The sequence below is a fragment of the Agreia sp. Leaf244 genome, assembly GCF_001422695.1.
In the GTDB taxonomy this organism is placed as follows: Bacteria; Actinomycetota; Actinomycetes; order Actinomycetales; family Microbacteriaceae; genus Agreia.
In genome coordinates this window covers 427,833-449,602 of the sequence record NZ_LMLX01000004.1, presented here as the reverse complement: position 1 = coordinate 449,602, position 21,770 = coordinate 427,833, and the positions used below count along the sequence as shown (strand labels likewise).

At 67.7% G+C, this 21,770-nt stretch carries 25 protein-coding genes and 1 pseudogene; 14 read left to right on the top strand and 12 right to left on the bottom strand.

The annotated features are described in order from the left end of the window. Positions 1 to 503 precede the first annotated feature (503 nt). Positions 504 to 884, bottom strand: coding sequence for a PLD nuclease N-terminal domain-containing protein (locus ASF06_RS14295; RefSeq protein WP_055948419.1), 381 nt, complete (start codon positions 882 to 884; stop codon positions 504 to 506). 113 nt (positions 885 to 997) lie between these two features. Between ASF06_RS14295 and ASF06_RS14290 the strand changes: the two genes are divergently transcribed. Then, on the top strand, positions 998 to 1,405 hold the full coding sequence (locus ASF06_RS14290; RefSeq protein ID WP_055948416.1) for an arsenate reductase ArsC: 408 nt from the start codon (positions 998 to 1,000) through the stop codon (positions 1,403 to 1,405). 3 nt (positions 1,406 to 1,408) lie between these two features. After that, positions 1,409 to 1,945 carry a 2'-5' RNA ligase family protein gene (locus ASF06_RS14285; RefSeq protein WP_055948413.1) on the top strand — a complete coding sequence of 179 codons (537 nt, stop codon included), beginning with the start codon at positions 1,409 to 1,411 and terminating at the stop codon, positions 1,943 to 1,945. A gap of 83 nt (positions 1,946 to 2,028) precedes the next feature. On the opposite strand, the gene ASF06_RS14280 is transcribed toward ASF06_RS14285, so the two are convergent. Both ASF06_RS14280 and ASF06_RS14275 read right to left on the bottom strand, forming a co-directional pair. After that, entirely contained in the window at positions 2,029 to 2,625 is a 597-nt protein-coding gene (locus tag ASF06_RS14280) for a DUF998 domain-containing protein (RefSeq protein ID WP_055948410.1), read from the bottom strand. Between the two features lie 59 nt (positions 2,626 to 2,684). Continuing rightward, the gene (locus ASF06_RS14275; RefSeq protein ID WP_082500976.1) at positions 2,685 to 4,808 is read right to left on the bottom strand and encodes an acyltransferase family protein; all 2,124 of its coding nucleotides are present in this window, start codon (positions 4,806 to 4,808) and stop codon (positions 2,685 to 2,687) included. A 138-nt stretch (positions 4,809 to 4,946) separates the two neighbouring features. Between ASF06_RS14275 and ASF06_RS14270 the strand changes: the two genes are divergently transcribed. The 3 genes from ASF06_RS14270 to ASF06_RS14260 all read left to right on the top strand — a co-directional run bounded on the left by ASF06_RS14270 (position 4,947) and on the right by ASF06_RS14260 (position 7,175). After that, a complete protein-coding gene (locus ASF06_RS14270; protein WP_055948405.1) occupies positions 4,947 to 5,369 on the top strand; it encodes a VOC family protein in 423 nt (140 codons plus the stop codon). Positions 5,370 to 5,475: 106 nt separating this feature from the next. Continuing rightward, positions 5,476 to 6,546, top strand: a complete 1,071-nt coding sequence (locus tag ASF06_RS14265; RefSeq protein WP_055948403.1) for an NYN domain-containing protein — start codon at positions 5,476 to 5,478, stop codon at positions 6,544 to 6,546. A 170-nt stretch (positions 6,547 to 6,716) separates the two neighbouring features. Further along, the gene (locus ASF06_RS14260) at positions 6,717 to 7,175 is read left to right on the top strand and encodes a hypothetical protein (protein WP_055948401.1); all 459 of its coding nucleotides are present in this window, start codon (positions 6,717 to 6,719) and stop codon (positions 7,173 to 7,175) included. Between the two features lie 91 nt (positions 7,176 to 7,266). Here ASF06_RS14260 and ASF06_RS14255 read toward each other — a convergent pair whose 3' ends face one another. Next, complete coding sequence (locus tag ASF06_RS14255; RefSeq protein WP_055948398.1) at positions 7,267 to 7,923, bottom strand: YitT family protein; 657 nt, start codon at positions 7,921 to 7,923, stop codon at positions 7,267 to 7,269. A 99-nt stretch (positions 7,924 to 8,022) separates the two neighbouring features. On the opposite strand from ASF06_RS14255, the gene ASF06_RS14250 reads away from it, so the two are divergent. Beyond that, positions 8,023 to 8,493, top strand: a complete 471-nt coding sequence (locus ASF06_RS14250) for an Lrp/AsnC family transcriptional regulator (protein ID WP_055933479.1) — start codon at positions 8,023 to 8,025, stop codon at positions 8,491 to 8,493. 64 nt (positions 8,494 to 8,557) lie between these two features. Here ASF06_RS14250 and ASF06_RS14245 read toward each other — a convergent pair whose 3' ends face one another. From ASF06_RS14245 to ASF06_RS19880, 5 genes are read right to left on the bottom strand one after another with little or no spacing between them, the layout of a single operon-like run. Next, positions 8,558 to 9,307: an SDR family NAD(P)-dependent oxidoreductase gene (locus tag ASF06_RS14245; RefSeq protein ID WP_055948396.1), complete on the bottom strand. Its 750-nt coding sequence runs from the start codon at positions 9,305 to 9,307 to the stop codon at positions 8,558 to 8,560. Continuing rightward, the gene (locus tag ASF06_RS14240; RefSeq protein ID WP_055948393.1) at positions 9,304 to 9,828 is read right to left on the bottom strand and encodes a hypothetical protein; all 525 of its coding nucleotides are present in this window, start codon (positions 9,826 to 9,828) and stop codon (positions 9,304 to 9,306) included. The genes ASF06_RS14245 and ASF06_RS14240 overlap by 4 nt, the downstream gene beginning before the upstream one ends. 37 nt (positions 9,829 to 9,865) lie before the next feature. Continuing rightward, positions 9,866 to 10,375 (bottom strand): hypothetical protein, encoded by a 510-nt coding sequence (locus ASF06_RS19885; protein ID WP_055948390.1) that lies wholly within the window; start codon positions 10,373 to 10,375, stop codon positions 9,866 to 9,868. Between the two features lie 31 nt (positions 10,376 to 10,406). Further along, positions 10,407 to 11,333, bottom strand: a complete 927-nt coding sequence (locus ASF06_RS14230; RefSeq protein WP_055948386.1) for a DUF5996 family protein — start codon at positions 11,331 to 11,333, stop codon at positions 10,407 to 10,409. Between the two features lie 34 nt (positions 11,334 to 11,367). Then, positions 11,368 to 11,988, bottom strand: a complete 621-nt coding sequence (locus ASF06_RS19880) for a PH domain-containing protein (protein ID WP_082500975.1) — start codon at positions 11,986 to 11,988, stop codon at positions 11,368 to 11,370. 340 nt (positions 11,989 to 12,328) lie between these two features. On the opposite strand from ASF06_RS19880, the gene ASF06_RS14220 reads away from it, so the two are divergent. From ASF06_RS14220 to ASF06_RS14200, 5 genes and pseudogenes are all read left to right on the top strand, one after another. Next, entirely contained in the window at positions 12,329 to 13,399 is a 1,071-nt protein-coding gene (locus ASF06_RS14220; protein ID WP_055948380.1) for an alpha/beta hydrolase, read from the top strand. Between the two features lie 53 nt (positions 13,400 to 13,452). Then, on the top strand, positions 13,453 to 14,043 hold the full coding sequence (locus tag ASF06_RS14215; protein WP_055948377.1) for a hypothetical protein: 591 nt from the start codon (positions 13,453 to 13,455) through the stop codon (positions 14,041 to 14,043). A gap of 56 nt (positions 14,044 to 14,099) precedes the next feature. Then, complete coding sequence (locus ASF06_RS14210) at positions 14,100 to 14,366, top strand: hypothetical protein (RefSeq protein ID WP_055948374.1); 267 nt, start codon at positions 14,100 to 14,102, stop codon at positions 14,364 to 14,366. A gap of 125 nt (positions 14,367 to 14,491) precedes the next feature. Further along, positions 14,492 to 15,245, top strand: a pseudogene (locus ASF06_RS14205) (SDR family NAD(P)-dependent oxidoreductase). 57 nt (positions 15,246 to 15,302) lie between these two features. Then, complete coding sequence (locus ASF06_RS14200) at positions 15,303 to 15,962, top strand: cyclodeaminase/cyclohydrolase family protein (protein WP_055948369.1); 660 nt, start codon at positions 15,303 to 15,305, stop codon at positions 15,960 to 15,962. A 93-nt stretch (positions 15,963 to 16,055) separates the two neighbouring features. Here the strand turns inward: ASF06_RS14200 and ASF06_RS14195 are convergent, their stop codons facing one another. Next, positions 16,056 to 17,033 carry an NAD(P)H-quinone oxidoreductase gene (locus ASF06_RS14195; protein WP_055948366.1) on the bottom strand — a complete coding sequence of 326 codons (978 nt, stop codon included), beginning with the start codon at positions 17,031 to 17,033 and terminating at the stop codon, positions 16,056 to 16,058. A gap of 32 nt (positions 17,034 to 17,065) precedes the next feature. Continuing rightward, positions 17,066 to 18,565 carry a SulP family inorganic anion transporter gene (locus ASF06_RS14190; RefSeq protein WP_055948362.1) on the bottom strand — a complete coding sequence of 500 codons (1,500 nt, stop codon included), beginning with the start codon at positions 18,563 to 18,565 and terminating at the stop codon, positions 17,066 to 17,068. Between the two features lie 72 nt (positions 18,566 to 18,637). Between ASF06_RS14190 and ASF06_RS14185 the strand changes: the two genes are divergently transcribed. Genes ASF06_RS14185 through ASF06_RS14175 form a run of 3 tightly spaced genes read left to right on the top strand, consistent with a single transcriptional unit; the run spans position 18,638 to position 20,609 of the window. Then, entirely contained in the window at positions 18,638 to 19,261 is a 624-nt protein-coding gene (locus ASF06_RS14185) for a MerR family transcriptional regulator (protein ID WP_055948359.1), read from the top strand. Next, positions 19,261 to 20,262 (top strand): hypothetical protein, encoded by a 1,002-nt coding sequence (locus ASF06_RS14180; protein WP_055948355.1) that lies wholly within the window; start codon positions 19,261 to 19,263, stop codon positions 20,260 to 20,262. Before ASF06_RS14185 ends, ASF06_RS14180 begins: the two co-directional genes overlap by 1 nt. Next, the gene (locus ASF06_RS14175) at positions 20,259 to 20,609 is read left to right on the top strand and encodes a DUF2834 domain-containing protein (RefSeq protein ID WP_326941966.1); all 351 of its coding nucleotides are present in this window, start codon (positions 20,259 to 20,261) and stop codon (positions 20,607 to 20,609) included. The genes ASF06_RS14180 and ASF06_RS14175 overlap by 4 nt, the downstream gene beginning before the upstream one ends. A gap of 70 nt (positions 20,610 to 20,679) precedes the next feature. Here ASF06_RS14175 and ASF06_RS14170 read toward each other — a convergent pair whose 3' ends face one another. Beyond that, entirely contained in the window at positions 20,680 to 21,720 is a 1,041-nt protein-coding gene (locus ASF06_RS14170; RefSeq protein ID WP_055933433.1) for an NAD(P)-dependent alcohol dehydrogenase, read from the bottom strand. Between the last annotated feature and the right edge of the window lie 50 nt (positions 21,721 to 21,770).

The following is a 21,770-nucleotide window of genomic DNA, read 5'->3' as shown; positions in this document are numbered from 1 at the left end:
CTCGGGGATCGACGCGACCGGCGTCGGGGTGGACTCGGCAGAGGACGACGGCGACGACGACGTCGACTCCGTGGTCTCAGACGTCGTGGAGCAGGCGGCGAGCGAGAAAGCGAGGAGACCGGCAGCCGCGAGGCTGATCGAGGTCTTGGCGATGGAGCGCATGATGTGAGTTCCTTTTGCTGGGGAGTTGTTGCGGACACATATAGTTCGCCACCCCCGCCAGATCGGATTGGTCGAGATGCGGCAGCTTTAGACGAGCGCCTTCTCGAACACGATGTAGTCGGCGTCGTAGAACTCATGCCATATGCCGCGCTCGGTGAACCCAACCGGCGCCGCTTGCCCGCTGCCAGGACTCAGCGAATCACAAGACGGGGACTCTCGAGGACGCGCACCACCCCATCATTCCGCGCGGGCAGCTCACTCAGGGGCGGGAAAGTGTCGCATCAACGCCAGACGAAGCGACCATTCTCCGCACCTCAGTGCGAGGACGCCTCCGTGCGGAACTACTCCTGCGTGCCACGCCGCTCGTCGAGCTCGGCCTCGAGCCGGCGGATGCGATCCTGCTGCTTGTAGAACTCGATCTCGCGATCGAGGTCGGCCAGCTCTTCTTCTGTGGTCTTCGCCCGCATCGTGGGCGCGGCGGATGCCGTGCGCGACGCCTTCTCACGGCGACGCGGATCGCCGAACGAACCCAGGTCGACCCGCTGGTTGTACTCGCGCCCGATCGTGAACCACAGGATGCTGCCGATGAGCGGCAGGAAGATGACCAGCAGAACCCACACGATCTTGGGCAGATGCTTCACCTGCTCGTCGCTGCGCAGGATGATGTCGACGAGAGCACCGATCAGAAGCGCGAACAGAACGACGGAGAACACGATCGACATGCGCGCCAGTCTAATGAGATGACCGTCGTCGGCGAGTAAACAATACAAGCCGAATTGGAACGCGAAGTACCGTTCTCGGTGTTGCGTTCACACGGCTCGGGTACCGTGATCCCATGACCGACGCACCCACCGTTCTCTTCGTCTGCATCCACAACGCGGGCCGCTCCCAGATGGCCGCGGGCTACATGACCGCCCTGTCGAAGGGCGCCGTCACGGTGCGCTCCGGCGGCTCGGAGCCCGGGCCGCAGATCAACCCCGTCGCCATCCAGGCCATGGCCGAAGAGGGTATCGACATCTCGCACGAGGTGCCCCAGCTCATGACCACCGAGGCCGTCCGCGACTCCGACGTCGTGATCACGATGGGCTGCGGCGACGTCTGCCCCATCTTCCCCGGCAAGCGCTACGAGGACTGGGAGCTCGTCGACCCGTCGGGCAAGGGCATCGACGAGGTTCGTGAGATCCGCGACTCCATCAGGTCGCGCGTCGAGTCTCTCCTGCAGGAACTCCTGCCCCGGGTCTGAGTCGTGACGGCGCTCTCCAGCATCGACCTCACCTTCGACGACACGATCGACAAGGCGATCAGGGGCGAATGGGATGCGCTGGAACGCGCCGGCTTCTCGAGCCTCGGCGCGCACAGATCCGACAGCAACAGGCCGCATCTCACCCTTGTGGTGGGAACGCCCCTCGAGCTCGTCGACCACGCCGCCACGAACGACGCGCTACCTCTTCCGCTGCCCGTGACCATCGGGCCGCCCGTGCTCTTCGGCAGCGGTGACCGACGGGTGCTCGCGCGGCTCGTCACGCCCACGGCCGCACTGCTCGAGCTGCAGGCCTCTGTTCACGCATCCGTGCGGCAGGAGGGCCTCGTCGCGCATTCGCACCCCGGCGTGTGGGTCGCGCATGTCACGCTGGCCCGCCGCATCCGGCTCGACGACCTGCCTCAGGCTCTCGGCCTGCTCGGCGACGACATCGTCGGAGAGGCGACCGGCATGCGCCTGTGGAACGCGGTCGAGCGCACGGTGACGCCCCTCAGCGCGAATCCGGCCGAAGTCGCGGATTGAGTTGTGAGAAAGCGCCCTTCCGGCCATACGGGAAGGGCGTTTTCTCACATCTCGGCGGGTGATCCGATCCGCAAAGTCGTTGCTCAGGAGGCGATGAGTGCGATCGCGACCGTGGCGACCCAGGCGAGCACGGCCACGTAGAGCAGGCGCTCCGCAAGGCCGAAATACTTCTTCAAGGGTCCGACGAGGCTGGTCAGCAGGATCAGCGCGCTGAACACCGCCATCGCCCACGCGAGAACCCCGGAGGCCGGGGCGATGCCCGACAGGGCGGGGTCACCGGCGAACGTGCCCGTGAACAGGAAGGCCGCCACCGTGGCCGACGCGAAGAACGCCGTGGCGAGCAGATTGTGCCGCAGGCCGGTCGAGGTGCGCGGGGCGCCCGGCGCATCCATCGGCACCCACCCGATCGTCAACCGGGCGAAACCGAGGATCACGAGAAAGACGATGCCCGCAGCGTTCGCCTCGGTCAGCGCCTCGAGAAGCGCGACCGCCAAGGTGAGCGACGCGACGCCAAGCGAGAGCGCCGCAGCGCGGTAGAAGGTGAAGTAGTCGGTGATGCCGTACTGGCTCACGGGGTCGCGCACCGGGTTGAGTCCGGTCGGCGCGATGTGCAGGTAGACCAGACACGAGGCGCACACGAGCACGCCCAACAGCGAGATCACGGCGATGGCGATCACCATTCGAATTCTCCTTCGGTCGCGCTCAGTCGTCGGCAGCGTTCACTGTCGATCATGCACCACTACATCAGGCCCTGGGCGATGAATGCCCACCGGATCGCAGGTGCCACATGCTCCGAGTACTGCACCGTCATGTGCACCTCGTCGTACTTGGTGGGCAGGGTTCCCGCGAAGGCGGGGCACTGACCGTCGACGCAGCTGAAGGGCAGCGAGCTCACGGCATGGTCGCCGGTCGCCGGGGCCGCCGCTTCGAAGGCGGCCTCGAAGTCGTTCCACGCGGCATCCACGTTCACGGCGCAGTCGATCGGACTCGAGACCCGCGAGTAGCACTGCCCGAGGGGAGCGCCCAGGGGCGGCGGCGCGAGGTATACGACGCGGCCCGCGGCGTTGTACTGGGCCGCCTCGGCCAGGGTGGATGCGACGAGGTCGCCCGTCGAAAGCGGCTGGCGGCTGCTCGATTGGCCCAGGGCGAAGGCGTTCGACATCACGATCAGCTGGGGCGCGTCGGCGCGGATACGGTCGGCCACGTCCTGCTTGCGCTGCGGGCACGCATCCATGACCCCGTCGCCGTCGTTCTGCACGAGCACGTCGGTGAAGCGGCATCCATAGAGCCCGACCGTGGTGATCTGCCACTGGTCGCCGCTCGCCTCGGCCATCGCCTTGAACGCCGGCGCGTAGGCCATCGCCGTCGAATCCCCGACGAGATACATGTGCTGCGGGGCGTTGCGGTTGCCCCAGGTGCAGTCGTCGAAGTTCGGTGTGTCGCCGATGTCGAAGCAGCGCCGGGCCGGGTTGTTGGTCGACGTCTGCGACATCGCGTCATCGATCGAGGGCGAGAGGTTGTCGGGCCACGCGGTCGCGGTGAGGGCGGCGGCGAGGTCTGCCTGCAGCTGCACCTCGGGGTTCTCGGCGGGTACCGGGGCCGCGACGGGAGCGGCCATCGGCGTGTGGTCGCGCAGCACGCTGAACGATCCGAGCCCCACTCCAGCGCCCACGACCATCAGGGCCACCGTCGCGAGGATCGCGTGCGCTCCGAAGCGGTCGCGCCACGCCTGCCATGCCTCGCGGCTCTTCTCTCGCGAGCCGGAGCGGCGCAGGAGCGGCGAATGGTGGAACGGCTGCTCGATCAGATAGAACGCGATCATCGAGATGGCGAGGGTGAGCCCGAAGATGATCGCCGTGACGACGGGCGTCTGCTCCGGCATGAGCAGCAGCGCGAAGATCAGCACGGGGAAGTGCCACAGGTAGAGCGAGTACGAGAGGTTGCCGATGTACACGCTCAGCGGATTGTCGAGCACGAAGAGGGAGCGCTGACGCCCACCGATTCCCCCGGCGATGATGAGCATCGTCGCGCCGACCGCGAGCGCGGCGCCGGGCCCCGGGAACGGCGTCGAATCGGTGACCAGCACGAACGACCACAGCAGCGCGAGCAGGCCGAGCCATCCAATGACGATTCGGATGCCCGTGGGCAGCTTGGCGAGCAGCGGCGCGGCGATCGCCAGCAGGGCTCCGGCGCCCAACTCCCAGGCGCGCGAGAAGGTCGAGAAGTACGCGGCCGTGGGGCTGGATGCCGTCTGCTGCAGCGCGTAGAGGAACGATGCCGCAACGATCGCGGCCATCACGACGCCGAGCGCGACGCGGGCTCGCGCGGGAGAGCGCAGCAGCTTCACCGCGATGGCGAGCACGATGATCACCAGCCAGGGCCAGACGAGGTAGAACTGCTCCTCCACCGACAGCGACCAGTAGTGCTGCAGTGGCGAGGCCGGGTCTGTGGCGTGGAAGTAGTCGGTGCCGAGTGCCGTGTAGCGCCAGTTCGCCACGAACAGCAACGACGAGACGCCGTCCCAGATCGTCGACAAGCTGCGCGCGCGGTTGAAGAGGAACCAGCCGACTGCCGCGGTCACCACGATCACGGTCAGCGCGGCGGGCACGATGCGGCGGATGCGGCGGGCGTAGAAGGCGGAGAGCGAGATGCGGCCGTGCTGCTCGTGGTCGCGCAGCAGCAGACCGGTGATGAGGAAGCCGGAGATCACGAAGAACACGTCGACGCCGGCGAAGCCGCCACTGGGCCAGCCGATCACGTGGTTCACGATCACCGCCACCACCGCGAGCGCCCGAAGGCCCTGGATGTCGGCCCTCACTGTGCGAGGTCCGCTCGCCTCGGTTTCGGGTGTGGTGTCAGGCATCACAGTGCTGTTCTCGCGCGTCACGTACTACTCGTCTCCCCCGTCTGAGCCGTGCAGAGCCTATCGCGCCTCCGATGAAAGCGCTCTCTCCCGAGGCTGCTCTTCCACAAGCTCCGGCTACGGGAGGAGAATCGACCCATGACCCATCCCGCGTTTCGTCAGATCGTGCTCGACACCGAGAACGCTCGCGAGCTGGCCGAGTTCTACCGCGAGCTTCTCGGCCTCATCTACCAGCCGGGAGACGAAGCACCCCCGGCGGGCGAGCCCGATCCGGCCGGCGCCGACTGGCTGGTGCTGCTCGGCGAAGACGAGCGACGACTGCTCGCCTTCCAGCAGGTCGAGAAGCTCGAGAGGGCCACCTGGCCCGAAGGCCCGAGACCCCAGCAGCTGCATCTGGATTTCAGCGTCCGCACGCTCGACGATCTCCGCACCCACAACATCCGGGCCCTGAGCCTCGGCGCGACCCTTCTCGACGACCGCATCGACGACCCCGCCGAGGCGCTGGTCGTGTTGGCGGATCCGGCCGGGCATCCGTTCTGCATCTTCGTGACGACCGACTGACCTCTCAGCCGCCGGCGACACGTGTTGCCTTGGGCACTCGGGTCGCGGGAGACTGGAAGTCCACACCGGATCGCTACTGAGTCTTCCGCCGACCGAGGAGCTCACCATGGCTGAAACCACCGAACCCGTCGACGCCCGCGTCGGCCTCTACATCGACTTCGACAACATCGTCATCTCGCGCTACCAGCAGCTGCACGGGCGCAACGCGTTCCAGCGCGACGGGATCCGCGACTTCGACAAGAGCGACCCGAACAACGACCCGGAGATCGCCGCCCGTCTAGCCGCCGCGACCGTCGACTTCAGCGCGATCATCGACTTCGCCGCCAGCTTCGGAACGACGGTCGTGAACCGGGCCTACGCCGACTGGTCCGTTCCGGTCAACGCGAGCTACCAGCGCCAGCTCATGTCGCGCGCCGTCGACCTCACCCAGCTCTTCACGACCACGACCCGCGGCACCAAGAACGGGGCAGACATCCGCCTGGCCGTCGACGTGGTCGAAGACCTCTTCCGCCTGCCCGACCTCACGCACGTGATCATCGTGGCGGGCGACTCCGACTACATCGCCCTGGCGCAGAAGGCCAAGCGTCTCGGCCGTTTCGTCGTGGGCATCGGCGTGGCCGGCTCGACGAGCACCTCGCTCGCCGCAGCCTGCGACGAGTTCGAGGACTACGACTCGCTGCCCGGCATCGAGAAGCGGCCCGAGGTGGTGGCCCCCGCGGGTTCGTCGTCGTCGCGGCGCGGTTCGAAGAAGACGGTGGATGCTGCGGCTGCGGCCGCCGAGGCCGGTTCCGGTGCCGACGACACGGTCGAGGCCGAGGTCGAGCCCAAGAAGGCGCCCGCCCGGTCGCGCCGAGTCACCGTTCCCATGTTCTCGCACACCGAGGACGCCCCCTTCGAAGAGCCGGAGCCCGAGCCCGAGGACGCGCAGAAGGTGGCCACCGAGCTTCTCGTGCGCGCATTGCAGATCGGCCATGCCAAGGGCGATGCCGACGAGTGGCTGAACACCGGATCGGTCAAGAACCAGATGCGCCGCATGGACCCGTCGTTCAACGAGAAGCCCCTGGGCTACCGCTCGTTCACCGACTTCCTGGCCTCGCGTGACAACGTGGCCGAGCTGGCCGAAGAGGGGCAGCAGCGGCTCATCCGCCTGCTCGCCTCGGCCGACACGCAGCGCTGAGCGGCCCGCTCCCTGAGCCTTGCCTGCGGGAATCCGTTCAACAGGACGAACTGAAGACACGCCGCCACTCGACCCCTGACACACCGTCGGACCCCCGAAACCACCTGTAATACGAGAAACCGTATCCAGCTCTCGGCTGTAGCATCACCGCCTGCGCGAGCTGACGTGGGATGGAGGTCGCAACCTTCGAGACCTCGGCGACGTGGGGTCTCACGTCGATCGTCGACCTCCGAAACGCCGACGAAGTGGGGAGGCGTGCTGGCGACCCCGACTCGACGTCTCCCGTCGGAGTTCCCGTGCGCCTCGTTCCAACAGAGGACCAGTCCAACGCTGATTTCCGGGCTGCCTGTCTACCGATCCTTGATTCACCGGAGTACTGGCTGCACAACGTCCGAATCCTTCCGGAGCTGATTCGCAGAGCTCTCGAGGCCATGGCGGGAGCGGGGCCGCATGCGCATCCGACCTCGGATCGCCAATCCTCCTGGACAAACGAGGAGGTTGAGAGCTGGCTTGGCGAGGTGGAGACCTTCGTGAGGGAATTCGCCGACAGGACAGAGACCACTCTGGGCCAACTCCGTGTCGACGAAACGACACGCGCTCACCTCCGGTCACTCCTCACCCAACCGTGACAGATCCGACAAAGCAGCGCTGAAGCAGCCGTGCCCTGAGCCCGTCGAAGGGGTTCCGTCTCGACAAGCTCGACGAACGGGGACCCGAGAGTCAGCCGGCCACGTAGCGGCCCGGGCGGTGGTTCAGGGCGAGCACCACGTTCAGCACAGCGGCACCCACGGCCGACACCAGCACCACCCACGGCGAGACCACCGCGAACGCCGCGAGCACCACCGTGACGTCGAGCGCCATCTGCACGTAGCCGGCACGCCACCCGAATTTCTCCTGCATCAGCAGCGCAAGCACATTGAAGCCGCCCAGGCTCGACCCGTGCCTGAAGAGGATGAGCATGCCGACGCCGGCGAGCAGGTTGCCCACGAGAATGCCGAAGACCGCGTCGATGTGCTCGAAGCTCACGAGCGTCGGGATGATGGCGGAGAACACCGACAGCAGCCCCACGGTGATGATGGTGCGAACGGTGAACGCGACACCCTTCTTCCAGAATGCGAGCACGAAGAAGGGAGCGTTGACCACGAGCAGCAGCACAGGGAAGGGCAGGGCGGTCGCGTAGCTGATGAGCAGCGAGAGGCCCGCGGTTCCGCCGGTGACGGCGCCTGCGCTCTTCAGCAGGAACAGCCCGAGAGACGTCGTGATCGTGCCGGTGAGGATCGCCAGAACATCCTCGACGATCGTGTGCCCGGGCGAGGCCTGGGTCACCGGCGCGGATGCCGGGAGGGCGGAGGCGGGCAGCACGGGAGACGACGTCATGGGCTGATGCTCTCAGCGGATCGGGCATGCGCGCAACCGAGCCCGATCCGACTGCGCATTGTGAGACATCCAGAGCCTATGAAGTGACAAAATGCGTGTATGGACACGCTCGACTCGCTTGACGCTCGCCTTCTGCTCGCGCTCGACGACAACCCGGATGCCACGATCCTGTCTCTCGCACGCACGCTCGGCATCGCCCGCAACACGGTGCATGCTCGGTTCGCGCGGCTCGCACGCATCGGCGCCCTCAAGGAGCCGAGCCGCCGCGTCGACCCCGCGGCCCTCGGCTACACACTCGTCGCCTTCGTGTCGATCGCGATCAGCCAGGCCACGGGACACCTTGCAGAGGCCGGACTCGCCGAGCTGCCCGAGGTCGTCGAGATCCACTCCACCACCGGTGAGGCCGACCTGCTCGTCAAGGTGCTCGCCCGCAGCACCGAGGAGTTGCGCCGCATCACCGTGGCGATGCTCGCGATCGAGGGCGTGGTGCGCACGAACACGACGATCTCGCTGGTCGAAACCATGCCCCTGCGCCTGCGCCCACTCCTGGAGCGCGCCGCCGAGGCCTGAGTGAGCAGAAGTTGTCGGTTCGATCGAATCGCACGCACAACAACTGCACACTCGACGTCGTCACTCAGTGCATGATCATCCCACCGGTGACATTGAACGACTGGCCCGTGAGGTAGTCGCCATCGACCGACGCGAGGAACAGGGCGAACCCGGCCACGTCATCCGGTGTGCCGAGGCGCCCCAGCGGCGACTTCTTCGACCAGGTGGCAACGTCTTCGTCGGTGCGCGTGTCTTTGCCCATGTCGGTGAGCACGTAGCCCGGAAGCAGCGCGTTGACCCGGATCAGATGCTCTCCCCATTCGAGAGCGGCCGCACGGGTGAGCCCGACGACCGCGGCCTTCGACGCCGCATACGCGCCCTCGTCGCCGCCGCCGGCCTTGGCCGCCATGCTCGCGATGTTCACGATCGTTCCGCCCGCGCCCTGGTCGATCATCGCGCGGGCAGCGTGCTGCATCGCGAAGAGCGTGCCGCGCGCGTTGATGTCCATCACCAGGTCCCACCGTTCGGGCGTCAGGTCGAGCAGGCTCCCTCGGGCGAGGATTCCCGCGCTGTTCACCAGCACGTCGATGCCGCCGAGTTCCGCGAAAGCCACCGCGAAGGCCGCCTCGACGCTCACCGCATCGACAAGGTCGCAGTGCCGGATGCCCCGGCCCGGCCCGGACGACGAGGCCCCGCCGAGCGCGGGGTCGGCTCCGCGCAGGAGGTCGAGCACAAGGACGTCGGCGCCCTCCTCGGCGAAGCGCTCGGCTATGCGACCGCCGATGCCCCCGGCACCCCCGACGACGACGACCCGCGTTCCCTCGAAGCGGCTCATGCGCGGTCGAGCGACAGGCCCGACAGGGCGAAGTAGCGATCGAACTCGACCGCGCCGCGCAGCTGGTCGATCAGTCTCACCAGCAGGAAGCTGCGCCTGGACACGTGCCACGTGGGCACCGCGCCCTTCACTCCGCCGTCTGCCGTGACCGAGTAGGGCAGGGGCAGAGCCGCCCTGTACTGGTCGATCCATACGGCGATCACGCGGTCGACGAGTTCGCCCCGGTAGAAGAGGTCGACGAAGAACGGGCGTGCGTTGTCGTACTCGAAATTGGCGGGCTTCACCCAGTCGAGCAGCGCGTCGATCTGGATGGCCGCCGCATCCATGCCGAATTCGATCGAGACGTCGACATCGTCGTTCAGCACAGCGCGCGTGCCGTGCTGAACCACTCGCACGACCGACCCGCCCTGGCCGTTTCCCGAGGCCGACAGATTCTGGTGGAAGAGGGGCCCGAAGGTGATGGCGTTCCACTGGGCAGGCCCCGTGGGTTCTATCGCGAGGTAGATCTGGGGCAGCTGCACGTGGCGTCCTTTCGAGGAGCGGGAGCGGTCTGGCGGATCAGTAGATGAGCGGCAGCGCGATCGTGAAGATCAGGCCGTTGAGCACTCCGAGCAGCAGGGCGACGCCGAGCGTCGTTCCGACGATGGCGAAGAGCTTCGACGGGCCGCCCTTCAGATAGCCGAGCACGCCGAGTGCGATGGCTCCCAGACCGAGCAGGGCGTCGAGCACCGACTGCGTTCCGCCGAGCAGACCGTAGGCTCCTGAGCTGTTCGTCGCGTACATGCCCAGCTGAATGAACGTGAAGATGAACCCGAGCAGAAAGCCAGAGGCGCCGAGGATCGCGGAGACGAAGCCCAGGGTGTTCTTCGCGCGGGGTGGCCGTGCGTTCTGGCCCGGCTGCTGCGGGTAGCCGGGGTGGTGGGGCTGGGGTTGCTGCTGCTGCGGCTGCGGCTGCTGCTGCTGCTGCGCATAGCTCGGCTGCTGCTGCTGGTACGCGGGAGCCTGGGGCGCCGGCGACTGTGGCGGCGGCGTGTACGACGGCGGAACGGCCGGGGGTTCGAATGTCATGACAGGTCCTCTGTGCTCTCGGGGCGTGTGCTTAGAGTATGGCCGCCGTGACACCATCGACGCACGCGTAGCGCTCGATGTCCCACCCGGCGCGCCGGGCTCCGGCCTCGTAGGCGGCCTGCAAGAACTCGAGCGCGGCGGCGCGCGGATCTCCACTCTCCCGAGTGGCGTCGTACGACAGAACGGCCAGATGACTCGCACCCCGATCGAGCCACTGCGCCGAACCCGGCAGCGGCTCGTCGGCCAGCCCCTCGGGCTCGGGCGAGGTGTAGGCGTACCAGGCCGGAGCCGGGTAGCTCGGATCTCCGAACCAGAAGCCCACGCTGATGACCTCGCGGGAGTACGCCTCGCGGGTCACCCGATCGGACTCGGCCGTGTGCGGCACGACCACGTCAGAGAACCGCGTGGCGGCGATGTCGAAGGTGTGCCAGAAGTGGTGCACCGGGCTCGTCTTGCCCGAGAATCGGCCACTGAACTCCTCGAGCACCAGGTTCACGTCGCTGAGCACGCGCCAGTAGCGCGACACCGCCACCGGGTCGTAGGCGGCGTGCTCGGTATCGTCGGCGAACGCACGGCCAGCGTCGGGCAGGTCGAATGGATGCGCGTCGACGATGCTCTCGGCGGCTTCCGGCGCGCCGATGAAGCGCAGCGCCTGAAGGAGGTCGCCGTGGAACGAGGCGACCGACTGCCCTGCGAGCGCGACGCTGGCCCTGCAGCCGTCGGTGTTCTGCACGATCGCCCGGTGGTCGATGAAATCGAAGTCGATCGCGAAGGTGGGGTCGTACCCCATGGGCCGAGTCGTGATGCCCGACGCGGTGAGATGGAACGGCACGTTCCACCAGTGGTTGCGTCGCACGCTCGCGGCGAGCCTGACCTTGCCCACGATCTGCACGAAGCGGTGCAGCGTCTCTTTCGTGTGCTGCCAGTCGTCGTACGGTGCCGCCTCGAAATGCTCCATCGTTCGAGTATGCCTCGTCGCCGTCGAGCAGACGCTAGAGCGCGAGCAGCTTGCGCTTGGCGGCCGCAAACTCCTCGTCGGTGAGCACTCCATCGCGGTGGTAGGCGGCCAACGCACCCAGCTCGGCGATGAAGTCGCGAGCCTGCGCCGCGGCATCCGGAGCCTTCTCGACGACAGGCTGGGGCTCGGTGGATGCCAGCCCGCCGTTGGCCGCGAGCCGCGCGTCGGCGATGGCCCCGGTGATGGCCGCGACGCCCTCGCGGAACTCCTTGACGTCGTCGAGCATCAGCTGGTTGGAGTCGTCGCCGTGGCCGACCGTGACCCTGATGGTCGCGAGCCCGCGGGTCTTCTGCAGGGTGCTCTGCACCACGTCGATCTCGGCGATATCGATCACCGCGATGTCGTGCAGTGTGCGGGCCGCATCACCGATGTGCACGAAGAGGTGGTCGTGGATCAGCAGGTAGCGGCCACCGCCGACCTTCGAGATGGGATTGCCCACGGCAGCCCAGCGGGTGCCCTCGGGCCACTTGGGCTTCGGGGTGTACGAGGCGGTCGGCTTCGGCATGTCGGCCTGGCGAGCGGTCCACGCTCGGCCATCCCACCAGCGCTTTCCCCCGGATCCATCGTCGTACCAACCCGCAGCGACATCACTCATAGCTTGTTACCCCCGAACAGAGCGTAAACCGGCGAAGGGTCGCACCGCACCCTCGCGCAGGGTTCGAGTCGCGTACGCCTCGCGTTCTTCGCGTATTCACCGGTGTGGGGCGAGACTGGAACCGCTGCACCGGCTCGGGCACGACCTATCGAAAGGCATCCGATGCATCTCGACGAATCCGGCGAGGTCTACGCGGCCGCCATCGTGTTCATCGCATTCGTCGTCGCGCTGTGCGCGGTCGGCATCGGGGCGGCCAGACGCAGATAGACCCTGCGGTGCGACACACAGTGTGTTGTCGTGCGACGCCTGTGCTGTCAGACTGATCGCGGATCGGGGGATCATGACCAGGCACACGCACACGGACTCGCCCACCTGGGGCACGCCGCGTCGGCTCTCTCGGCGAGCGCGACGAACGATCACGGTGCTCAGCGCCGTGCTCGCGGTGGCGCTGGTGATCTCGATCATCACCTCGGCCTCGCCGTGGGCGTCGAGCATGCTCATCCGAGCCGTCTTCGAGAAGGGCGGGCGCGACACGGTGGCCGAGATGCTGCCCTACGTTCCGCCATCCGGAATCGCCGAGACGCTCGACGTGCAGTACGGCGACGGCACGGCCGGCGCCGCGACGACACTGGATGCGTTCCGCCCGGAATCCGCGAACGGCCCGCTCCCGACGGTGGTCTGGATCCACGGCGGCGCGTGGATCTCCGGCGACAAGAGCAACGTCGCTCCCTACCTGAAGATCCTCGCCGCCGAGGGGTACACGACGATCGGGCTCAACTACTCGATCGCACCCGAGTCCATCTATCCGACGGCCGTCTTCCAGCTGAACGAGGCACTCGCCTACATCGATGAGCACGCCGCCGAACTGGGCGTCGACGCCGACCAGATCGTGCTTGCCGGAGACTCCGCGGGCGCGCAGCTCGCGAGCGAGCTCGCGGGCATCACGACGAATCCCTCCTACGCCACCGTCTTGGGCATCGATCCGGCCCTGTCTCCGACTCAACTCGTGGGCACGATCCTCAACTGCGGCGTCTACGACCTGCAGCGCATGTCCGAGCTCAACGGCATCGAGGCGTGGGGATTCAAGATCTCGCTGTGGGCCTACACCGGCACCAAGGACTGGTCTGATACCTCTGCGGGCGCCACGATGTCGAGCCTGGGCTTCGTCACATCCGAGTTTCCGCCCACCTACATCTCGGGCGGCAACGGCGACGCCCTCACCTGGGTCGAATCGGTGCCGATGTCGAACGCGCTGAAGGCCGCCGGCGTCGAGGTCGACGAGCTGTTCTGGGCGGCCGATCACGAACCCGCCCTCCCCCACGAGTACCAGTTCCACCTCGACTACGACGATGCGCACACCGCGCTCGATCGCACGCTGGCCTTCCTCGAAGCGCACACCGACGCATCCTGACAGGCACCAGGTGCTTCAATGGATGTCGACACCCACCGAATGAGAGAAGCCCCGTGCCGTCCATCTCCGAGCTGACCATCCCCGGCAAGCGCAACGTCAAGGGACTCACGGCATCCATCGCCGAGCTGAAGTCGGGCGACCTCGTGAAGGCCGTGTTCTCGACCCCGCGCTACGGGGTCGTCTCGATCGAGGGTCGGGCGCACTTCTCCAAGACGACGAACTCGTTCATGATCGCGGGCCGGGCTCTGGATGCGAACCTCAAGCCCGACAAGGCGCTGCAGCTTCTCGAGATCGTCGACCCGCAGGCCGCCCTGGCCGACGATGGCGTGGCGGCGCTCAGCGACGAGGAGGTCGCGGCGCTCCCCTCCGGCGATCCGGCCGATGTCGTTCCGACCCTGCAGCACGGCGACGTGGTCGCGGCCCGCTACTTCGAGCTCGCCTACGGCGCGTTCACCGTGATGGGCGCCTGCGTCGCGGCCCCCGGCTCGTCGCTGATGCTCGGCACCTGGTTCGTCTCGCGCGACGGGGTTCCGGCCAGCCGACTCAACCATGTCGACGTCGTGGCCCGCGCGGCCGACGGCGAGCTGCGCATCCCGGCCGCCATCTCGTCGTGGGGCGAGGAGTCGGGCTCCGACGAGCTGTAGGCACGACTCGGCGCAGGGGGTTGTCCCCTCGTTCGCGGCGCCCCTAGCCTCGAAGAATGGCCATCGATCCCGCAGCGAGCATGCAGTCCGACGCGTTCGACCCGGCATCCAATCATCTGGATGCGCGCATCGATATCGGCCGCACCTGGCTGCTGCGTCGGCGACGCGAGCTGGTCGTCACGCGCCACGACACCGGCGCGGTCGAACTGCGTGTCGAGGCGGGCGATCAGGCGCAGGCGGGTCGACTGCTCGCGCAGGTGCACGGTGAGCTGCACTCGAAGACGGTCGTGGAGTTCTTCCGCGAGTGGCGCGTGATCTCGTAGGTGAATCCGACAAATGTTGGATAAGAGGAATACTCTGGACAGGTCGGCGCGTTGAACTCGATGCACGCGCATGGAGATCAACGATCTCCGCGACATCAGTCTGTAGAGAATGGAAAGTGATCCTCATGGCCAGGTTCGACAACAAGGTAGCGATCGTCACCGGTGGCGGAAGCGGCATCGGAGCAGAGATCTCGCGTGAGCTCGCGGAGCAAGGCGCTGCGGTCGTCGTCACCGACATCAACCTCGACGCGGCCCAGAGCATCGTCGACGAGATCGTTGCGGCCGGCGGTTCAGCGGCCGCCTTCCAGCAGAACACCGCGAAGTGGGAGGACTCGAAGGCCGCGGTCGAGTTCGCCCAGTCGACGTTCGGCGCCCTGCACCTCGCCGTGAACAACGCCGGCATCGGAGCCGCCCCGCAGAAGATCGGTGACTACGACATCGCCGCCTGGGACCGCGTGCGCTCCGTCGACCTCGACGGCGTGTTCTACGGCCTCAAGTTCCAGCTGCCCGCGATGGTCGCGGCCGGCGGCGGCGCCGTCGTGAACATGGCCTCGGTTCTCGGATCGGTCGGAATCGCCGAGAACGCGGCCTACGTCACCAGCAAGCACGCCCTCATCGGCCTGACCAAGGTCGCAGCGCTCGAGTACACGTCAGAGGGAGTGCGCACCAACGCCGTGGGCCCCGGATTCATCGACACCCCGCTCGTGCGCTCCAGCCTCTCGCCTGAGGCGCTCAGCGCGCTCGAGGCGGAGCACGCGTCGCGTCGGCCTCGGCACCGACAAGGAGGTCGCCGCGCTGACCCTGTTCCTGCTGAGCGACGAGGCCTCCTTCATCTCGGGCAGCTACCACCTGGTCGACGGCGGCTACTCGGCCCACTAGGCCCTGCGGAACGAACCGACTATCGAGACCACGCCCGTCGATGTGCAGACTGGAGCCATGGACTCTCCCGAGATCAGCACGCAGAGCTCGACCGTCGACGCGTGGACCCGCGCCCTGGCCGGAAGGAACGGCTCACCGGGCGGAGGCGCTGGAGCCGGAGTGATGCTCTCGATCGCTGCCGCACTGATGTCGATGGTCGCGGGCTACTCCGAGCATGACGACGGAGACGACGTCGCGGTGATCGGCGAGCTGCACGGCAGAGCGCAGACCCTCCGCGAGACCGCACTCCGTCTGGCAGACGAGGACTCCACGGCCTCCGCCGCATTCGGCGCGGCCTACAACCTCGAGAAGGGGCCGGCGCGGGATGCGGCGATCCGCCAGGCATCCATCGACGCGGCGCGCGCATCGAGCGTTCTCGGACGCCATGCGTCCGACGCGATCGACGACCTCGAGTGGCTGGCCCTTCGCGGCAACCCGGCGCTGATCGCCGATGTGGTCGTGGCGCTGGGCGCACTCCGGGCCGCCATCACGGGCGCGCGCACAAACGTGAGCTTCGATCTCGCGGCCGTTTCTCGCGCCGGAGAGCCGCCGAAGCAGGTACGTGCGGAGAACCCGACGGTGTGGGATTCGGTGCGCGAGTTCGACGAGGCCCGCGACCGCATCGACGCGATCATGGCCGCGGTCGACGACCGCGCGGCCCCGACCGACCACGAGTAGTGAGCTAACGGAGCACGTTTCGAGCGACACGTCGCTCGCGAGGCGCGAAAAGTGGCGTGTCGGCCGATTCGTGCTCCGTTGGCCCGGTCTCGGCTACGCGAACTGCAGCAGGATCTTCCCCATGTGGGCGCTCGACTCCATGCGACGATGCGCGTCGGCAGCCTCCGCGGGCGTGAACACGCTGTCGACGGTCGGCTTCACCAGCCCCTGCTCGATCAGCGGCCAGACCGACTCCCGCACGGAGGCGATGATCGCGGTGCGCTCGGCCAGCGGCCTCGCGCGAAGGGTGGTCGCCCAGATACGACCGCGTTTTATCATGAGCGAGCCGACATTGAATGAGCTCGTGTCGCCGCTCTGGTTCGCGATCACCATGATGCGGCCGCCCACGCCCAGGGCCCGGATGTCGCGGGCCACATAGTCACCGCCCACCATGTCGAGGATCACGTCGACGCCGGTACCACCCATCTCGTAGTTGACGACCTCCACGAAGTCCTGCTCGCGGTAGTTGATTCCGACAGCTCCGAGCGACTCGGCGAAGGCGACCTTCTCGGCCGATCCTGCCGTCGCGAAGACTCGCGAACCCAGCGCGTGGGCGAGTTGGATGGCCATGGCACCGATGCCGCTCGAGCCGCCGTGCACGAGGAACGCTTCGGTCGGAAGCAGCTCTGCGCTCATGTACACGTTCGACCAGACAGTCGCGGCGACCTCCGGCAGCGCGGCCGCTTCGAGCAGCGAGACACCGTGGGGCACGGGAAGTACGAGCCCCTGGTCGACGACGACGTGCTCGGCGTAGCCGCCGCCTGGCAGGAGGGCGCAGACCTCGTCTCCGATGCGCCATTCCGACACGTCGTCGCCAATCGCGCTGACGACGCCCGACACCTCGAGTCCCGGCCACACCGGAGCGCCGGAGGGCGGCGGGTAGTTGCCGCGGCGCTGGGAGATATCCGCACCGTTGATGCCGGCGCCGACAACATCGATGCGCACATCCGACGGCCCGACCGGAGGCTCGATGACCTCGCTCAGGGTGAGGACAGACGGATCGCCGAAGCTCGGAAGAGTGATCGCTCGCATGCCGCGAGTCTACGAGCGTGCCCGCCGCGCGCCTACGACCCGAGCCGGCCCGACAGGCGCGTGTGCAGCGCCCGGCTGCGCCCATCCAGACCCTCGAATGCGACCGTCACGCCATGCTGGCGGTACTTGTTCTCGACCGAGTCGAGCGCGGCCACGGTCGATGCGTCCCAGATCTGGGCTGCTCCGAAGTCGACGACCACGTTCGGCGGGTCGACCGCATACGAGAAGCGCTCGACCAGGTCGTTGCTGCTTCCGAAGAAGAGCGGCCCGTGCACGGTGTAGCGCGCAGACTCGCCGTCGCCCGAGACGACCCGGTCGACCCGGATGACATGGGCCACCCTGCGCGCGAACAGCACCATCGCGAGCACCACGCCCACAAGCACGCCGAGCGCGAGGTTGCCGGTCGCGACGACCACGACGATCGTGGCGACCATCACGAGGGTCTCGGGCACGGGCATCCGGCGCAGCGTCGAGGGCCGCACGCTGTGCCAGTCGACGGTGGTGATCGCCACAATCATCATCACCGCCGCGAGCGCCACCATGGGGATCTGCGCCATCAGGTCGCTGAGGAGCGTGACGAGGGCCAGCAGCACGAGCCCCGCCACGAACGTCGAGATGCGGGTGCGGGCCCGACCCATCTTCACGTTCACGATCGTCTGGCCGATCATCGCGCAGCCGGCGATTCCGCCGTAGAACCCGGCGAGGATGTTCGCGACGCCGAGCGCCCACGACTCGCGGCTCTTGTGCGAGCGGGTCTCGGTGATGTCGTCGACGAGCTTCGCGGTGAGCAGGGTCTCCATCAAACCGACGAACGCGACGCTGAGCGCCGTGGGCCAAATGAGCTGCAGCGTCTCGAGGTTCAGTGGGGCGAGGAACGGCGTGAGGCCCGGCAGCGCCCCGCCGATCTCGCCCTCGTCGCCCACGTTCGGAACGCTCAGGTGCGCGATCATCACGATCGCGGTGACGACGACGATGGCGACCAGGGGCGCGGGCACGGCCGTGGTGAAGCGCGGCAGGATCAGGATGATGGCGACCGTGAGCGCGAACAGCGGGTACACGAGCCACGGCACGCCGAGCAGGTGCGGCACCTGCGCCACGAAGATCAGGATGCCGAGGGCGTTGACGAAGCCGATCATCACCGAACGGGGGATGAACCGCATCAGCCGGGCAAGGCCGAGCGCGCCGAACGCGATCTGCACGATGCCGGCGAGGATGATCGCCGGCAGCAGGTACTCGACGCCGTGATCCTTGACCAGGGGTGCGACGACGAGCGCGACGGAGCCGGCCGCCGCCGTGACCATCGCGGGCCGCCCGCCGAGGATCGACATGGTGATGGCGAGAACGATGGATGCGACGAGGCTGACCTTGGGATCGACACCCGCGATTACCGAGAAGGAGATGACCTCCGGGATGAGGGCCAGCGTCGTCACGATTCCGGCGAGCACCTCCCGGCTGAGCAGTCGGGGCGAGCGGAGCGCCTGGAGCGTCGTCACTTCGGCCTGGGGAGCGAGGGATCCGGGGAGCGCGGGCACCGGGACAGCCTACGCGGAATGACTTTTCATCGTTGCTGGTAGCAACACTATCGATAGTGCTACTATCGGCGCATGCTCATCTCGCAGGTCTCGCAGCGCTCCGGCACTCCCGCCGCCACGATCAAGTACTACGTGCGCGCCGGGTTGCTGCACGCCGGCACGCGGCACGGAGAGAACCGCACCAGCTACGACGAGTCCCACGTCGACCGGCTCCGGCTCATCCGGGCCATGCTCGACGTGGGCAGGCTGTCGGTCACGTCGACGGCCGCCGTTCTTGCTGCTCTCGATGACACGTCGAAGCCCATTGCCGAGACCTTCGAGGTCGCGCAGAACGCGCTCGCCCGCGACGCCGCAGCCGGCGTGAGCGAGCCGTCGCCCGAGAGCGTCGCGCGCGCCGACGCCGTCATCGAGCGCGCCGGATGGCTGCACTGCGGCGACAACGTCGGTCGCCGAATCCTCGCCCAGACCATCGACGGGTTCGCCAAGGCGGGGCATCCCCCGACCGACGAGTACCTCGATCACTACGCGGCCGCCGCCGCCCTCGTGGCCGACGCCGACCTCGATGCGGTCGGTGCGATCGCCGACGACTCCGAGCGAACCGAACTCATGGTCGTCGGCACGGTGCTCGGCGACGCCCTGTCACTCGGCCTGAGGCGCATCGCCCAGGCCGCCCGCACAGCCGAGAGGAATCTGTGATGCCTGCACTGAAACGAGCCTTCGCCTGGCACCGGCCGCTCATGGCCGTCGCCGCACTCATGCTGCTGTGCGCGGCGGTGTGCCTGATCGGCGCCGCCGTCGATCCGAGGCAGGTGGGCGGAGCCGAGGTCTGGCTCAAGCCTCTGAAATTCTCCCTGTCGATCCTGATCTACTCGGTCACCTGGGCCTGGCTGATCGCGCATCTGCCTCGGTTCCGAAAGGCGGCGCACACCGCGGGCACGGTGATCGCCGTCGCCCTCGCCGTCGAGCAGATCGCGATCGTTGCGGCCGCCGCATCCGGAACGACGAGCCACTTCAACGTCTCCACCCCCGTCTCGACGGCGCTCTGGGGAATCATGGCCGTGTCGATCACGGTTCTCTACGTCGCCACGTTCGTCACCACGATCATGCTGTTCTGGATGCCGCTTCCCACGGCCTCGCTGACGGTGGCCGTTCGCGCCGGCGCGGCGCTCGCACTCGTCGGCCTCGGACTCGCCTTCCTCATGACGGGGCCGACCGCGCAGCAGCTCGACGACTACCAGGGCATCGTCGGAGCGCACACCGTCGGAGTCGCCGACGGCGGCCCGGGCCTGCCCATCCTGGGCTGGAGCACCGTAGCGGGAGACCTGCGCATTCCGCATTTCGTCGGCATGCACGCCCTGCAGCTGATCCCGCTGTTCGCGATCGCGCTCGATCTGCTTGCCCCGCGCATCCGGATGCTCGCCGACGATCGCGTGCGCACCCGGCTGGTGATCGTGGCCGCGTCGGCATTCGGAGCCGCGCTGCTCGTGCTGACGGCGCAGGCGCTGGTGGGGCAGTCGATCGTGCGGCCCGACGGCGGCATTCTCGTGGCCGGCTGGAGCGTTCTGGGCGCAGCCCTGGCAGCGACCGTTGTCGTTCTCGTCGGCGCGGCCAGGCATCCTGAGCCGTCTGCCGCACTGCTGACCGCGCCGGCTCGTATCGACCCCCTCGACGCCCCGGCCGAGACGGTGCAGTCGTGAGCCGCCTGCGTCGTGACTGGAGCGCGCCGGCCGTGCTCTACCTCGTGCTGGCTGTCGTCGGACTCGTCGGAACGTGGACCTTCAACATCACGGCCATCGTCGAGAAACGCGACTTTCTGGGCGAGTGGTTCGGCAGCGGCCCGTCGGTGAACTCCCTCGGCGTCGACCTCGCGATCGTTGCCGTCGCCGCGATCGTGCTGATGGTGGCGGAGGCGCGGCGGCTGCGCATGCGCGGGATCGTGCTCTACGTCGTGCTCGTGCCCCTGGTGGCGCTCGCGTTCGCGTTCCCGCTGTTCCTGTGCGCCCGCGAGCGTCACCTCACTCGTCAGAGGTCCGTCGAGCGCTGAGGTGCAGGAAACGGCCGCTTCGATGCACGGTGAAGCGGCCACTCTCCGCACCTCAACGGGCGCCTGCGGCTCAGCCGTTGGGCAGGATCACCGCGCGACCGCGGATCGAGCCCGAGTGCAAGCGCTCGTAGGCCGCAGGGCCCTCGTCGATTCCGAAGGTCTCGACCTCGACCTCGATCTGGCCCGCCCGGGCCATGTCGAGCACCTCGATCAGTTCTGCGCGCGAACCCCAGTAGGGGGTGCGCACGGCGGCGTCGTAGGCGATCGCGCCGAAGCCGACCGGCAGCATCCCGCCACCAATGCCCACGATGGTGACGTCGCCCTCGATCGCAACCGAGGCGCCCGCGATCTCGACGGTGGGCTGAACGCCGACGAAGTCGAAGACGGCGTTGGCTCCGAGGCCGCCAGTGAGCTCCTTGATCGCGTCGACCGCGTTCTTGTCGCTGAGCAGAGCGTGGTGGGCTCCGACCTTCTTCGCCAGCGCGAGCTTCTCGTCATTCACGTCGAGGGCAATGACGGTCGCTCCCGAGAGGGCTCGCAGAATCTGGATGCCGACGTGGCCGAGTCCGCCGGTTCCGATCACGACGGCGAAGGTTCCGGCGCCGAGCTTCGGAAGCGAGCGCTTGATGGCGTGGTACGGCGTGAGACCAGCATCGGTGAGCGAGACGTTCTTCACGGGGTCGAGGTCTCCGAGCGGAACCAGGTGCCGGGGGTCGTCGATGAGCATGTACTCGGCCATCGAACCGGGCGAGCCGAGCCCTGGAGGCATGATGCCCTCGGCCTGAGCGTTGGTGCAGTAGTTCTCTTTGCCCTGGGAGCAGTTGTGGCAGCGACCGCAGCCCCACGGTCCGTAGACCGCCACGGCGTCGCCCACCGCCAGGTGCTCGACTCCCTCGCCGAGCTCGTGCACGATTCCAGCGCCCTCATGGCCGAGGGTGAGCGGCAGGCCGTAGACGTACTGGTCTTCGGGCAGGCCCATGATGAACTCGTCTGAGTGACAGACGCCGGCGGCGGTGACCTTCAGCAGAACCTGGCCGGGGCCGGGCGTGGGAATCGGGATGTCGACGACCTCGGGGGCCTTGCCGATGGTCGTGTACTGGAGCGCCTTCATGATGTCTAGCCAATCCGCGGGCGGCGAGATGTCCTGAATGCGGTGAACCG